This is a genomic window from Flammeovirga aprica JL-4 (genome assembly GCF_012844305.1).
Lineage (GTDB): Bacteria > Bacteroidota > Bacteroidia > Cytophagales > Flammeovirgaceae > Flammeovirga > Flammeovirga aprica.
The window spans coordinates 135,481-150,873 of record NZ_JABANE010000001.1 but is presented as its reverse complement, the minus strand read 5'-3'; the positions used below and the strand labels follow the sequence as shown (position 1 = coordinate 150,873).

Below are 15,393 nucleotides of genomic sequence, written 5' to 3'. Positions count from 1 at the left end.
ACAGATTAGTATAAATTAACGGCCTCTATCTCATCTAATCTGAAATCTTTCGTAGTTTAGCAGTTTGTTAAGTAGAGGTAATAATCTACTTATCAATAAACTAGATATTATCGGCAACCAAACTTTATTCATTTTGGAAAACAATATAAAGAAAGGGAATCCTTATGCTTTAATACCTTTACTAACATTCCTGGTCAGCTATTTAGCGGTATCAATTATAACTGGAGACTTCTATAAAATGCCCGCTACTGTATCCTTCTTACTGGCATCAGTAGTAGCATTATCTATGAATTCTAAAGCTACTTTAAAAGAAAAAATCAGCACTTATACTCAAGGAATGGGCCACAGCGACATCATGTTGATGTGTATTATATTTCTGTTAGCAGGTGCATTCGGTAATGTAAGTAAAAGTATGGGAGCCATTGACTCCACTGTAAACCTTGCACTCACTTACCTTCCAAGCAACTTATTAATTACAGGATTATTTATCATTTCCTGCTTTATTTCCATTTCAGTTGGAACATCTGTAGGTACTATTGTGGCTATTGCTCCAATTGCTGTAGGTATTGCTGAAAAAACGGGGATGCCAATAGGAATTGGTCTTGGAGCTGTAATTGGCGGTGCGATGTTTGGTGATAACCTTTCCATGATCTCTGATACAACTATTGCGGCAGCAAGAACACAGGGAGTAGAAATGAGAGACAAATTCAAAGCAAATATTAAAATTGCACTTCCAGCTGCTATACTCACCATTATCATTTATCTTATTACTACAAGTGGATTCTCACTTAGCTTAGAAGACAGCTATGAATATTCTCTTATTAAAGTTATTCCATATTTAGTAGTATTAATTGGTGCCTTATCAGGAATTAATGTTTTAATTGTTCTTCTACTAGGTACAGTGCTTTCAGGTATAATCGGTATATCGGTTGGATCATTTGATATTTGGGGGTTAATTTCAGCAACCTCAGCAGGTTTTATGGGAATGTCTGAAATCATCATCCTCTGCTTGATGATCGGAGGTGTAGTAGCCATTACTCATAAAAACGGAGGAATTGAATATATAATCTACACTATCACATCAAGAATCAACAGTACTAAGGGTGGCGAGCTAGGTATAGCATTATTGATTACATTTATCGATATGTGTACTGCCAATAATACTATAGCTATTATTATTGGAGGTCCAATTGCTAAAGAAATCAGTACAAAGTACAATATTGAACCAAAGAGAGCAGCAAGTATTCTTGATACTTTCTCCTGCTTCACACAAGGCATTATTCCTTATGGAGCTCAAATTTTAGTAGCCGTAGGTGCTGCTGAAGCATTATCTCCATTAAGTGTGATTCAATACCTCTATTATCCATTTATCTTAGGTATTTGTGCTTTGGGTTATATTTTTATCATGAAGAGAGAACCAAAACCAACTGTGGCAGCATAGAAAGGTTTTAAGTTATAAATAATAAAACAGCCTTATTGAGATCTACTTGAATGTAACTCAATAAGGCTGTTTTTTTTCCGTAGCAATGTAGTCTTCTACGCTAAGTACTAGAACAAAAGCTATGGAACTTTTTTAATGAAGAATTAAGAATGTAGAATTATGGTTCATAAAAACCACTTTTTTTACCTTCAAAATGCCAATTACTTTTGTCACAGTACTTACAAACCATATAGAACAAAAAAAGTCTCAACCTTTCACAAGATTGAGACTTTATATATTCAAATGAGGAATTGCTATTAACCTTCAGCTAATGCGTTTGCACCACCAACGATTTCAAGAATTTCATTAGTAATAGCTGCTTGACGCGATCTATTGTAATCTAATTTCAACTCTTTTAATAACTCACCTGCATTCTCTGTTGCTTTATCCATTGCAGTCATACGAGCGCCGTGTTCTGCCGCATTCGAATCAAGCAAATGCGTATAGAAGTTCACCTTCAACGTTTTTGGAATCAATTCTGAAAGAATCTTTTCTTTTTCAGGTTCGAAGATGTAATCCGCTTCGTTACCGTCATTCTCATCAGTAGATTCTGCCGTTTCTAAGGCAAAAGGTAAGAATTGTTTCGTTCTCACGATCTGAGTTGCAACATTTTTGAACTCATTATAAACAACTACTACCTTGTCAAACTTTCCTGAAACATAGCCATCCATAGCATATTCAGCAGCTTTTCTAGCTTCTTCAAAAGTCACTTCGTGGAAGAAGTTAACATAATCAGAGTTTGTTTGAACTCCTCTCTTTTTGAAGAAGTCAGTACCTTTTGAACCAACACCTAAGATTTCAACTCTACCTGCTTTATGTTGAGCTGCGAACTCTTCATTTAACAATCTAGAACCTTCTTTGATGATATTGGCATTAAAAGCACCTGCTAAACCACGGTCTGAAGTTACTACAATAACAAGAACGCTATTCACTTCGTCATGTGCCTCAACGAATGGACTAGAAAAGTCGTTTCCAAGTGCCGCAGTAACGTTTTCAAGTATAGACGCAAGCTTATCAGCGTACGGGCGCATACCTGTTACACGGTCTTGAGCTCTACGCATCTTTGCTGCTGAAACCATTTTCATGGCTTTAGTGATTTGCTGCGTGGAGTTTACAGAGGTAATTCTCTCTTTTACTTCTTTAAGACTAGCCATTTTCTGTTTGAGTAATAAAAGTGAATTAGCAACAAGAGTATTGAGAATACCTTGTTGCTAATTTCTAATATAATTATTTGTGGTTTTGAGCGATTTCCTCACCAACTTTCTTAAGAAGATTGATTTGGTCATCTCCCCACTTACCTGAAGCGATTTGAGACATAGTATCAGCATGCTTAGAGTTAAGTACTTCTAAGTACTCAACTTCGAATGCTTTTACTTTTTCTTCAGCTACTGGATCAAGGATACCATTAGTACCTGCCCAGATAATTGCCACTTGGTTTTCTACTCTGTAAGGAGTATACTGAGCTTGTTTCAAGATTTCAGTATTCTTACGACCACGGCTAATTGTTAACTGAGTTACTGGATCAAGATCAGAACCGAACTTCGCGAAAGCCTCTAATTCACGGAACTGCGCTAAGTCAGTCTTCAATTTACCAGAGATTTTCTTCATTGGCTTGATCTGTGCGTTACCACCTACACGAGATACTGAGATACCTACGTTCATCGCTGGACGTACACCTGCGTTGAATAAGTTAGTCTCTAAGAATACCTGTCCGTCAGTAATCGAAATTACGTTTGTAGGGATATATGCTGATACGTCACCTGACTGAGTTTCAATCAATGGAAGAGCTGTTAAAGATCCACCACCTTTCACTAAGTGCTTGATTGATTCAGGAAGGTCGTTCATATTCTTTGCGATATCATCCGATGCGTTTACTCTTGCAGCACGCTCTAATAGACGCGAGTGAAGGTAGAATACGTCACCTGGATAAGCTTCACGTCCTGGAGGACGACGAAGAAGAAGTGATACCTCACGGTAAGCTACCGCTTGTTTTGAAAGGTCATCATATACTGCTAATGCAGGACGCCCAGTATCACGAATAAATTCACCAATTGCAGCACCTGTAAAAGGAGCGAAATATTGCATTGGTGCAGGGTCAGAAGCGTTTGCTGCAACAACCACTGTATATTTCATTGCACCAGCTTTCTCAAGCGTTTGTACAATTGATGATACTGTAGAAGCCTTTTGACCTACAGCAACATAAATACAGTATACAGGTTCTCCTTTATCGTAGAACTCTTTTTGGTTGATGATTGAATCAATTGCAACCGCTGTTTTACCTGTTTGACGGTCACCAATGATTAATTCACGTTGGCCACGTCCAATAGGAGTCATCGAGTCAATAGACTTGATACCCGTTTGCATTGGCTCATCTACTGGTTGACGGTACAATACACCTGGAGCTTTACGCTCGATAGGCATTTCATACGTTTCACCTTCGATCTCGCCCTTGCCATCGATAGGGTTACCTAATGCGTCGACAACACGTCCAAACATACCTTCACCTACGTTAATAGATGCAATACGTCTTGTACGTTTTACTGTATCACCCTCTTTGATATCTGTGTATTTACCCATAATTACGGCACCTACATTATCTTCTTCGAGGTTCAATACCATACCTACGACACCTGACTCGAACTCGATCAACTCGCCAGCTTCAGCATTAAGCAAGCCATAAATACGAGCTACACCATCACCTACTTCTAAAACAGTTCCCACTTCTTCTAACTCAGAAGAAGCTTTAAACCCTGTAAGCTGTTCCTTCAGGATCGCAGACACTTCATCTGGTCTAACTTGAGCCATTTTTGTATCTGGATTTGAATTTGACTATTCTTTTCTAAAAAAAAGCATCCAAAAAATAAGGATACTTCGGATTAAAGCTTACTGAAAAGCAACCTTTAATTGTTGTAACTGTGTTTTTACTGAGCAATCTAATTGCTTATCTCCCACAGTCAGGATGTAACCACCAATGAGAGCTGGATCGACTTTCTCTTCCAACTCAACTGTTTTACCAGTAGATTTAGCTACTTTCTCTACCAATACAGCTTTTGTATCAGCTGCTAATGGAGATGAAGTAACTACAGTAGCTCTTTGAATATTTTTCACAGCATCAAATTCACTTAAAATAGATTCCATGATCTCTTTTAAGGCACTTGTTCTGTTTTTGTCTACCACCAAGTTGAATAACTTGTTAGTTAGATCGCTTACTTTAGCTGAAAAAATTTCTTTCAGAATTGCTGCTTTTTTCTCGGCTTTAATGATTGGACTGTTTAGCGCTAAGGCTAACTCTCTACTATCAATAATAGTATTCAAAACAAAATTTGCGTCATCGTATAATTTTGTTTGATCTTGTCCTTCTAATGCAACCGATACAAAAGCTTTTGCATATCGAGATGCTACTCTAGATTCTGCACTCATGGTTATGATTTATATACTACAAGGTGAATACCTTGTTTGATTTCCTGTTTAACTTAGATCTTAGCTTCAGCAACTAACTCTTTTACAAGTTCTTGTTGAGCCGCATCATCTGAAAGTTGCTTACGAACAACTTTTTCAGCAATGTCTAAAGAAAGCTCTGCTACAACACCTTTGATTTCAGACAAAGCATCTCTCTTCTCAGCCTCAATTGAAGCTCTAGCTTCATCAATGATTCTTTTAGACTCCGCTTTTGCACCTTCAGCTGCTTCAGCAACCATTGCATCTGCTTTCGCTTTTGCTTCATTGATAATTTCTTCTCTCTCAGCACGAGCAGCTTCTTTCATCTTCTCGTTATCTGCCTTAAGTTGTGCAATATCAGCTTTTGCTTGCTCTGCACTTTTTAGAGCGCTATCAATAGACTCTTCTCTATCCTTTAAAGACTTAGAAATTGCAGGAACAATTTTCTTTCCGATAATGAAGAATACAATTAAGAAAAATAAAGTATTCCAAAAGAGAAGGCCTACACCTGGAGTTATGATATCCATTTTCGTTTATATTTTGCGTGTGAGCTTTGACGTTTCTTTGTTGAAAGATACCCATCGCCGGGCAAACCCCTTAAGCGATGGATATCCAAACAAAATGTTTCTTTTGTGCGGGATTAAAATTACTTTAATCCGATCAATAGACAAACTACTACTGCGAAAAGAGCAACACCTTCAATCAAGGCTGCTGCGATAATCATTGCAGTTTGAAGGTTACCTGCGATCTCTGGCTGACGTGCCATCGCCTCAACAGCGTTACCACCAATTTTACCGATACCAAGACCTGCACCGAAAACTGCAAGACCTGCACCGATTGCTGCACCTAATTGACCTACGCTACCACTTACTTCTAGTAAAATCGAAAGTAATGACATTTTGAATTTTGTTTAAATAGTTTTAAAAAAAGAAACGTATATGAAGCTTTCGCTTGCGCGAAGATCATTCATTATATTCACTTATCCATATTTATTTAGTTAAACAACTAAAAATCAATATGTAAGACAAGATTCTAGTGATGATCGGATACCGCTGATCCGATAAACAATGCTGAAAGCATCGTGAAAATGTAAGCTTGCAAGAAAGCTACAAAGATTTCCATAAAGAACAATGGAACGATGATAAATGAAGCTACACCACCTACCCAAACTGCTTTCAAGATAAATACTAATGACATGAAAGACAATAAGATGATGTGACCACCTGTAATGTTGGCAAACAAACGAAGCATTAAGGCGATTGGTTTTGTGAAGATACCAATGATCTCTACAGGAATCATAATTGGCAACAACCAGCCTGGTACGCCTGGAGTGGCAAAAATGTGTCCCCAATAATGCTTATTACCATTGATGTTTGTGATGATCAATGTAAATACAGCCATTAACATCGTAAATGAAATGTTACCTGAAGCGTTGGCTCCGCCTGGTACTAAACCTAATAAGTTGTTGAATAAGATAAAGAAGAACAACGTTAATAGGTACGGAAGGAATTTATCCGTTTTGTGTCCTAAGTTTGGTTGAATTACCTCATCTCTCATGTATAAGATAAGAGGTTCAAATACTGATTGGATGCCTGAAGGTGCTTTGCCTTCGTTCTTTTTGTAGCCTTTTGAAATTGCACTGAATACGATCAACAGTAAAATTACGGATAATCCTGTTGAGGCTGCATTCTTTGTTAATGAAAAGTCGTAAACTTTTACGGACTCATCAACAGAAGCAATATGTTCGTGATGATTCACATAAGTACTGAACTTTCCTTCTACTTTGTTGTGGTGAAGGAAATCTTTTGAGGCTAAAAACTCAAAACCTTGTCCTTCAACATACAAGATTACAGGAAGGTTGATACCATGGTGGTGCTCATGCCCGTGATCATCTGTAGTAGAATAAATCGTCCAATAGTGTTCATCCTTTACGTGATGAAGAATTGTTTCAACTGGATTGTACTCCTTTACATGAGCCTCTCCGTGAGAGTCACTGTGTCCATCACTTGCATATGATGAAGAAGTTTGTAATAGTGCTGTAAAAAGCAACGCTAGTGTTGCAAAGCGTGTGTAAAAAGAATAAGTACTTTTCATTATTATAAAATCACTCACTACCTCGTTTTCCCTGTAACTTAGACATGAGGTGCCTTACCTCAAGGATAGTATATGCAAAATAAAAAAAGAAATAACTTAATATGAAAACTAATATCTCTTGCTTACTTGCATCCATCAAAATAAAGTACAAGACAAAGATAGTTAATGTTAGTAAAATCCTTATCAATACTGTTGCCATATAAAAGCCGTAGAAGATTTCTCCATTTCCTGATCCTGCTCCTAGACATGTAACTTCATATGACATTATCGCTAATATTACGTTGAATGCAAGTTCAAGATAAATAAAGCGACCAACATTGAAATCACTCTGATCTGCTATTATAATGATCAACAAAAAAATTGATGAAGTAATTAGCAAAGCAAAGTAAAATCTTGTTCGTAAACTTAGTTGCATATTAATTTTTCAACTCAATCAGTTGAATCGATTGCAAACATAAGGTAATACCTTTTAAACACAAAGAAGGAAGTAATCATTTTTCAGAAAAACTGTCATCTTTACCTTTTTTTTTCAATATTTCTCCTTTTTTATTAGAAATTTTCTTCAACCCGTTGATTAGAATCACTAATGAGGCAAAAGTTCCAAATAAAAGAAAACCAATAGTACAATAAGGACCATTGGCTTTAATAATATTATCTAAATACCTTCCACTGTAAGCACAGATCAGCATCATTACGATCATCTCAGTACTCAGAGAAGAGTATCTTAAAAAGGTGGAATACTTTTCTACAGCCTTCTTTGGCTTTGAAATCTCTTTCGAAGGTTCCTCCTTATGTTGTTCCATTTTCGGCCACCTCTTTAGGTGTTTTTGAATCTTTGGATGTTTTTGATGCCTTTTCAGTCAAAAGCGGCTTAGCAGACTCACCCATATGACATTGTCCGTTGAAAACTGCACCCGGATCAATAGTCAAGCTCTTTGTGACAATATCGCCATGTATCACTGCAGAAGCTCTCAACACAAGATTCTCTGACACTTCAATTTTACCATGGATCTCTCCCTCAATTTCTGCGTTCTGAGAAAAAATATCACCCTCAATCTGACCGTCTTTACCCAAAAACAATTTCGAATGACAGTGCAAGTTACCGATAACTTTTCCATCCATTCTCAAAATACCATGTGTTTCCACATCACCCTTTAGAGTGGTGCCATGTCCAATAGTATTATTTGCCGCGTTCGAAGACTGCTGAGTTGGGGCAACTCTTTCTTCATTGTTTTTAAACAAACCCATAATAATTAAATAATTTATAATCGTTAAAGTAGTACTTCTTTTTCTAAAGCCTACCAGAACTCTTTTAAAGATAAGTATTTCTATTCAAAAGGTATAAAATCAACGGGATCAACTGGGTTTCCTTTAAACCACAGTTCGAAATGAAGGTGTTGACCATCGGTCATTTCTCCGCTATTTCCTATAATTGCTATGATATCTCCAGTCCTAACCGTTTCTCCCACTTTTTTCAATAAGACTGAATTGTGCTTATAAAATGAAAGAATTTGTCCTTTATGCTGAATGCCAATAACATATCCTGAGTCCTGTGTCCAGGATGAAAGTATCACAGTTCCTTCTGCAATTGCTTTTATACCTTCATTCCGTTTGGCTAGAACATCCACACCGTAGTGGCCTTTTCTGATATCGAAACCATTAGACAATACGCCATTTGATACAGGCGGGAAAAAGAACAACTCATCCACACCAGTACTGACATCGCTTACAGGAGCTGACTTAATTTCCAGACCTTCAAACTCACTTCTAAAGACAGAATCAACAGGATCAACCTGTGTTAAATCAACTTCAGTTTCCTGCACGCTTGAAGCTTCAATTACTTTTGCTTTAATGTCTTTTGCATCGTCCACTTCTCCATCCAAAATTGCTTTGATAGATGCCATGTAAACATCTTTTTCATCTGAAGCAATTTTTAGAGAGTCTACGATTCTTTCCATCTCTATCAGTTTACGGTCTGTCTCTCTGTAGGCAACTCTAGGATCAAATATCCTAGATAATAAGGTAGTTGCTAAAAGAAAACTTAAGCCTCCAAGAATTGTAAAAACAATACCAAAGAGTAAAAGTATTTTTACATAGGATAATCTGTATGCTGCTCTTTCTGCGAATGTTTCCTCATCTCTAACAACAAGCACAAATCTTGTTGTTAGCCATTCTGATAACGTTTTACCTTGTCTTTTCATGTATAATTTCTTCTTCTTGCCAGAAGGTTCTTGTTGACAAAATTACAATAAATGCACGGTTTCTTCTCATTTTTGAAAGAAGTATTGATTTTTTATAACTTTTTGGTCAAGAAAAACTGTAAATTAGCTACTAAATAAATTCTTTAAAGAGTAATTCTTGTTGAAAAACGATGCAAACTTTTTCAAACTTCATATATAAGTATTTTTTTAAATCTTTTCTATTAATTTTTCTATTACTAGGATCGGGTTGTCATTTTTATCATAATACGGCTACGCATTATAACTCCTATTTCTTAGCAAAAGAGGGAATAGATCAGTTTGAAAATGATTACTTCAGTGCACACAATGATGATTACAATGATGTGCTTTCCATACTCATCCCTATTGACTCCAATAAAACTTTAACTTATAAGGAACAACTTGATTATGTCATCACTAAAGCATCAAGACCCATTAAGTTTCATCAGTCGAGTGATTGGATAGATGAGTGTTATCTGTTAGTGGGTTGGGTAAGATTGTATGAAGAGGATTATGAAAATGCTCTGACTACTTTCAAATATGTCAACGCAAAAACAACTGACAATGACAGCAGACATGAAGCACTCAATGCTTTATTGAGAATGTTTATTGAAAAAGAGGAAGAAGCCAATATTACGTTAGTAAAGGATGTGATCAAACAAGAAACTGCTCCTTTCTCGGATAAAAACACAAAGGATTACCACCTGAATTTCGCCCATTATTATAGAAATAAGATGGACTATGTTCAGTCTATTCAGCATTTACGCTACGCCGTAGAACTAGAAGAAAAGAAACAGTATAAAGCGCGATATTATTTTATCCTCGGGCAAATGCTTGAAAAGAGAGGAAAGATTGATGATGCTTATAAAGCTTACACTAAGGCAGAAAAACTTTCTAAGACAAATGTATTAGAATTCCAGTCTGATATCAGTGCTTACAGTATGCAGCCGGTGAACTTTGAGGATCAGAAACAAATCAAAAAAATAAAGAAGTATTTTGATAAAAAGCTGAAGGATCATAATTACTGGGATGATAGAGATAAAATCTACTATGAAATGGCTCAGTTTCAATTGAGAAAACCTGATTATGATCGTGCTTTAATAGAACTGAATGAATCTGTGCAGGTCAGCACAACCAATAAAATTCAAAAAGGACACTCTTATTTAACTGCTGGCGATATTTATTATGATGAGAAAAAGGATTATATCGCCGCCGCAGCTTATTATGACAGTGCTGTTCAAAACTTTGATGAAAGTGTATACGGATTTGAGGATATCAAGAAAAAATCTGATAACCTTCAAGATCTAGCCAAGTACACAAAAATTGTAATGGAGCAGGAACGATTGATAAAGCTTGCTGGAATGCCGGAAGATGAACAGACTATTTTCCTGGAAGAAGAAATTGAAAAGGAAAAAGAAGAAATCATTTTAAGACAGCAGTATGCGAAGGAGAATGAGAAGAGAAAAAGCAAACCTGAAGTAAGTAAATCTTCTAATTTTAATTCAAAAGCATCGAAAGAGTTCTACTTCTATAATACTACTGCTATTGCTCAAGGTAAATCTCAGTTTTTAAGAACTTGGGGTTCAAGAGCCTTAGAAGATAACTGGAGAAGATCGAATAAATTAGACTTCAATACGAATAACAATCAGGCTCAAACGAATAATAACAGACCTTCACCCAAAAACAATCCTTCTAAAAAAGGAAATGAAAATGAGGGAATTGATGAAAACCTTTTCGCAGGTGTTCGTTCTTTTGAGGAAAGAAAACAAGAAATACCCACTTCAGAAGAACAAATGCAGGCAGTACACAAAAAGCTAGCTGATGCTCTTTTTGAATTAGGTAAGGTGTATATGTATCAGATTAAAATCACTGACAATGCTTTAGCTAATTTTAATCGTTTTCTGAATGATTATCCTGAGGATGAAAACGCACATGAAGTGGCTTATTTAGTATATGTTATTTGCCAAGAATATGACGGCTGTGATGCTGAGACTTCAAAACAATATTTGATCGACAATTATCCTGATTGCTTGTATTCAAAAATTTTAGTCAATCCTAACTATGTCAAAGAAACCAATGAAAGAGAAAATTATATCAGAGATTTATATGTAGATGCCTATACCTTATATAATAAGGGAGATTATAATGCATCAGATAAAAAGCTGAATGAACTTCTAAATGATTTCCCTCAAAGTTCTTATGAGGAAAAAGGGCGTTTCTTGAGAGTTTTGTTGGTAGGAAGAACTACTAAGTATTATAAAATCTTTAAAGAAGCCATCCTTAATTTCCAGAAAAGATATCCTGAAAGTGAGTTTACTGACATTTCAAACGGTATGCTGGAACAGATTACAGAACGCAGACTAGAAAACGGTTATATCCCAGGAAGGTATCATGACTTTGATATAACGATAGAAGAATAAATATTTTTTCTTCAACGGTCATTTATTCTCTTTTAAAATAGAATGATTAACTTGCCCGTTGAAGTGACCATGTCTTAACTCAATTTAGCTTAAGTACTAGTACACAATTGATTATGTTTTTCATTTTTTACAATCAATTTTAATTTGTCCTATTACTTGAGCAATGAATAATAAAAACTTATGTATTTAAAAGCTATACGAACACTTTGGATCCTATTTTTTGTCGGTGTGATAAGCATGATATTATTAGGATTTTCATTAAAAAACAACTGGTTCAACCTCTATGGTGAATTGCCAGATCCAAGTATTTTAGAAAACCCTAAAAGTGAATTAGCTTCTGAACTTTACTCTGCAGATGGAGTACTTTTGGGTAAGTATTTCCGTAAGAATAGAACCAAGTCAGAATATGAGGATTTATCTCCTAATTTATTAAATGCACTTTTAGCTTCTGAGGATGTACGTTTCAAAGATCACTCAGGCATCGACTTCAAAGCCACACTTGCTGTTCCATATTATCTATTTAAATATGTAACAATGGGTGGACAAAAGAGGGGTTCATCTACTATCACACAACAGTTGGCTAAGAACTTATTCAAAATCAGAAGAGAGGAAAACTTAAGAGGCAGACTTTCTGATGTGAGAGGTTTGAACTTAGTAATCAACAAGTTTAAAGAATGGATTGTAGCAGTTGAGTTAGAGACTTCATATACTAAAAAAGAAATTATCACCATGTATTTGAACACAGTGGATTTTGGTTCAAATGCATTTGGTATTCATGTAGCTTCAAGAACTTTCTTTGGTGTAGACCCTGATCAGTTAAGTATTCCTGAAGCTGCTGTATTGGTGGGTATTCTTCAAGCCCCTTCATATTACAGCCCAAGATATCATCCTGAAAGAGCCGTTTATGTTCGTAATAAGGTAATTTCTCAAATGGAAAAATACGGCTATATCGACAAAGCTGAGGAACAGAAATTGATGGCCGAAGAAATGGTCCTTAATTATAATGTAGAAAACCACAATAAAGGTATTGCTCCTTACTTCAGAGCGGAGGTTGTGAAAGACCTTTTGAAATTCTGTAAAGAAAAAGGGTTTGACCTTTATGCTGACGGACTTAAAATCTATACAACTATTGATTCTAGAGTTCAGAAATATGCTGAAAAAGCTGTCGAAAAACACATGCGAGAGCAACAAGCTTTATTTAATGAGCACTGGAAAGGACAAGGAAAACCTTGGAGAGATAGAGAAGGTAAAGTGATTCCTAACTTTATGGCTAGAGCTATCAGAAGAACTCAAGTTTATAGAACATTAAGAAAACAAATTGGTAATGACTCTTTAGCGATCGACAAGCAGTTGAAAGTGAAGAAAAAAATGAGGGTCTTCTCTTGGAACAATCCAGATTATCAAATTGACACATTAATGAGTTCTTACGATTCATTGCGTTACTATAAAATGTTCTTACAGATTGGTATGATGTCAATGGAACCTAAATCAGGTGAAATCAAAGCTTGGGTAGGTGGCATTAACTACAAGTACTTTAAATACGATCACGTAAGATTAGGATACAGACAACCTGGTTCAACTTTCAAACCGTTCTTGTATTCAAGAGCATTGGAAGACAGATTCCAACCTTGTTCTCCTATTGTAGATATCCCTATCACATTCACGGCTGAAGAAGCAAAATCAGACAAACCTTGGACTCCTAAAAATGCAGACCGCTATAGTGGACAAACTTTTACAATGCGTCAAGCAATGTCAAGATCCATCAACACAGCCGCCGCCTATTTAGTAAAAGAATTAACGGCTAATGAGCTAGCAAAATACTCTGCGGATAAGTTTGGTTTCCGATTTATAAGGGATCAAATGTTTGACTATATGCTCACAGATGATGACAGAGAAAGAGGTATAACAGGTTATGATAAGAAGCCTATATTAGGTGTACCTTCACTGTGTTTGGGTACTGAAGATGTTTCTGTTTATGAAATGGTAACTGCCTACTCTACCTTTATTAATAAGGGTGTCTGGACGGAACCATTATTCATTACAAGAATTGAAGATAAAAACGGTCGTGTACTGAAAGAGTTTATTCCTAAGAAGAAGGAAGCGCTGAATGAGAAAACAGCATGGTTAATGACTTATATGTTGAGAGGTACATCTGAAGAGGCAGGTGGTACAGCTTTAAGATTGACTCGCTATAATTTCAGAAGAGATCAGAAAACAAGAGAAGATTTCCACGTAGCTGGTAAAACAGGTACAACAGCCAACTTCTCAGATGCTTGGTTTATGGGCTTCACAAATGATCTTGTCACTGGCGTTTGGTGTGGTGGTGAAGACAGAAGTATTCACTTTAGAACGATCAAATATGGTCAAGGTGCAAGACAAGCACTTCCTGCATTTGCCTACTTCATGGAAGACGTTTATGCAGATAAAAAGCTTATCAATGAGTTGGGATATAAGAGGTCTACATTCCCTGAACCTTCAAAACCAATCGATGTTGAGCTTGATTGTAGTAAATACGATGTTGAAAACTTCGGTGAATTTGGTGCAGAGCCAGATTCTACAATGGAAGATGAATATATGCAACCTACTGAAGCTACAGATGGAATTTTGTAAACAGTAGTTTCAATTAACAGAAAGGCGAGAATAGACCAAGTGTTTGTTCTCGCCTTTTTTTATACAAAGTCACTTGACAAAGTATATTATTAGTCGTTTAAGCTGTACTCTATAAAAAACTTTAAATAATATCACTTTTTACAGAGTATTGTTACGTTGACCGATTAAAAATCCAACCCACAAATATTTATTTGTTAATTTTAGCCGATTACTTATTACACTGAATACCGCATAACTCAATCAGTATCAAATAGTGTTTAAATATTATTGTTGAATCAAAGCTCTTTTCAACAGTACATTGACCTAGTTTTGAAATGGACATAGAAATAAAAGACAAATTACAGAGTAAAGGCAATATTAAAATTGAACCTTTCAAGGAAAGTATCCGCAAAACCAAACCGCATAAGCATCATAAATATTTTGAGATTATCTATTTGTATCAAGGTTCGGGCACACACATTATTGACAATGATACTTTCATAATCCAACCTCCAACGATGTTCTTTATGAGGAAAGATCAATTACATTGTTGGGATATTACTACACCTCCCAAAGGATATGTAATCATTCTGAAAAAAGATTTCCTTGAAAATTCTATGGATAAAGAACTTGAGAAACTGATTGCACAATTAAGTAATCAAGTTTGTGTGGATGTGAAAGAGTTTGAGAAAATCAACACTATTTTTGAATTGTTGGTAGAGGAAGTGAAAAAATCAACAAGTTATCAACAAACTATTGTTGAAGGTTTGCTAAAAGCATTATTTGCTAAAACTTTAACAACAATTTCACCAATTGAAAGCACTATTAAGACCAACCTTCCTTCAATTTTTGTGGATTTCAAAAGTTTATTAGAAAATGATGAAGTTATTCACAACAGTGTTCACTTCTATGCTGAAAAACTAAATACTACTCCACAAAACTTAAACACAATCTGCAGACAGGCTACAGGAATTGCCGCTTCAAAGGTAATAGGCGAATTTATTATCAAAGAAGCAAAGCGACTTTTGCTATATACAAATCTCCCTATCAGTGAAGTAGCTTATAAATTAGATTTCAAAGACACATCTCACTTCAATAAATATTTTAAAAGAAATACTGAACAAACTCCTTCTCAGTTTAGAAATGGATAATC

The 15,393-nt window shown here is 35.8% G+C and carries 13 protein-coding genes; 4 read left to right on the top strand and 9 right to left on the bottom strand.

The genetic code is table 11. The annotated features are described in order from the left end of the window. Nucleotides 1-133: 133 nt before the first annotated feature. Nucleotides 134-1,441 (top strand): Na+/H+ antiporter NhaC family protein, encoded by a 1,308-nt coding sequence (locus tag HHU12_RS00655; RefSeq protein ID WP_169654209.1) that lies wholly within the window; start codon nt 134-136, stop codon nt 1,439-1,441. Nucleotides 1,442-1,737: 296 nt separating this feature from the next. Here HHU12_RS00655 and atpG read toward each other — a convergent pair whose 3' ends face one another. The 9 genes from atpG to HHU12_RS00610 form a co-directional block, all read right to left on the bottom strand. Then, entirely contained in the window at nt 1,738-2,634 is an 897-nt protein-coding gene (gene atpG, locus HHU12_RS00650) for an ATP synthase F1 subunit gamma (protein ID WP_062618525.1), read from the bottom strand. 73 nt (nt 2,635-2,707) lie between these two features. Beyond that, nucleotides 2,708-4,285, bottom strand: coding sequence for a F0F1 ATP synthase subunit alpha (atpA, locus tag HHU12_RS00645; RefSeq protein ID WP_169654208.1), 1,578 nt, complete (start codon nt 4,283-4,285; stop codon nt 2,708-2,710). A 78-nt stretch (nt 4,286-4,363) separates the two neighbouring features. After that, nucleotides 4,364-4,900 (bottom strand): ATP synthase F1 subunit delta, encoded by a 537-nt coding sequence (gene atpH, locus HHU12_RS00640; RefSeq protein ID WP_169654207.1) that lies wholly within the window; start codon nt 4,898-4,900, stop codon nt 4,364-4,366. 53 nt (nt 4,901-4,953) lie between these two features. Continuing rightward, complete coding sequence (gene atpF, locus HHU12_RS00635) at nt 4,954-5,445, bottom strand: F0F1 ATP synthase subunit B (RefSeq protein ID WP_169654206.1); 492 nt, start codon at nt 5,443-5,445, stop codon at nt 4,954-4,956. 119 nt (nt 5,446-5,564) lie between these two features. Further along, on the bottom strand, nt 5,565-5,816 hold the full coding sequence (gene atpE / locus HHU12_RS00630) for an ATP synthase F0 subunit C (RefSeq protein ID WP_169654205.1): 252 nt from the start codon (nt 5,814-5,816) through the stop codon (nt 5,565-5,567). Nucleotides 5,817-5,950: 134 nt separating this feature from the next. After that, nucleotides 5,951-7,012, bottom strand: coding sequence for a F0F1 ATP synthase subunit A (atpB, locus tag HHU12_RS00625; RefSeq protein WP_169654204.1), 1,062 nt, complete (start codon nt 7,010-7,012; stop codon nt 5,951-5,953). A 491-nt stretch (nt 7,013-7,503) separates the two neighbouring features. Continuing rightward, nucleotides 7,504-7,815, bottom strand: a complete 312-nt coding sequence (locus HHU12_RS00620) for an AtpZ/AtpI family protein (protein ID WP_169654203.1) — start codon at nt 7,813-7,815, stop codon at nt 7,504-7,506. After that, a complete protein-coding gene (locus tag HHU12_RS00615) occupies nt 7,802-8,260 on the bottom strand; it encodes a bactofilin family protein (RefSeq protein ID WP_240970784.1) in 459 nt (152 codons plus the stop codon). The genes HHU12_RS00620 and HHU12_RS00615 overlap by 14 nt, the downstream gene beginning before the upstream one ends. 80 nt (nt 8,261-8,340) lie before the next feature. Then, a complete protein-coding gene (locus tag HHU12_RS00610; RefSeq protein WP_169654202.1) occupies nt 8,341-9,213 on the bottom strand; it encodes a M23 family metallopeptidase in 873 nt (290 codons plus the stop codon). Between the two features lie 170 nt (nt 9,214-9,383). Between HHU12_RS00610 and porW the strand changes: the two genes are divergently transcribed. The 3 genes from porW to HHU12_RS00595 all read left to right on the top strand — a co-directional run bounded on the left by porW (nt 9,384) and on the right by HHU12_RS00595 (nt 15,391). Next, nucleotides 9,384-11,651, top strand: coding sequence for a type IX secretion system periplasmic lipoprotein PorW/SprE (gene porW, locus HHU12_RS00605; protein WP_169654201.1), 2,268 nt, complete (start codon nt 9,384-9,386; stop codon nt 11,649-11,651). 237 nt (nt 11,652-11,888) lie between these two features. Further along, on the top strand, nt 11,889-14,261 hold the full coding sequence (locus tag HHU12_RS00600; RefSeq protein WP_240970783.1) for a transglycosylase domain-containing protein: 2,373 nt from the start codon (nt 11,889-11,891) through the stop codon (nt 14,259-14,261). A 314-nt stretch (nt 14,262-14,575) separates the two neighbouring features. Next, entirely contained in the window at nt 14,576-15,391 is an 816-nt protein-coding gene (locus tag HHU12_RS00595) for an AraC family transcriptional regulator (RefSeq protein ID WP_169654199.1), read from the top strand. The last annotated feature ends 2 nt before the right edge of the window (nt 15,392-15,393 follow it).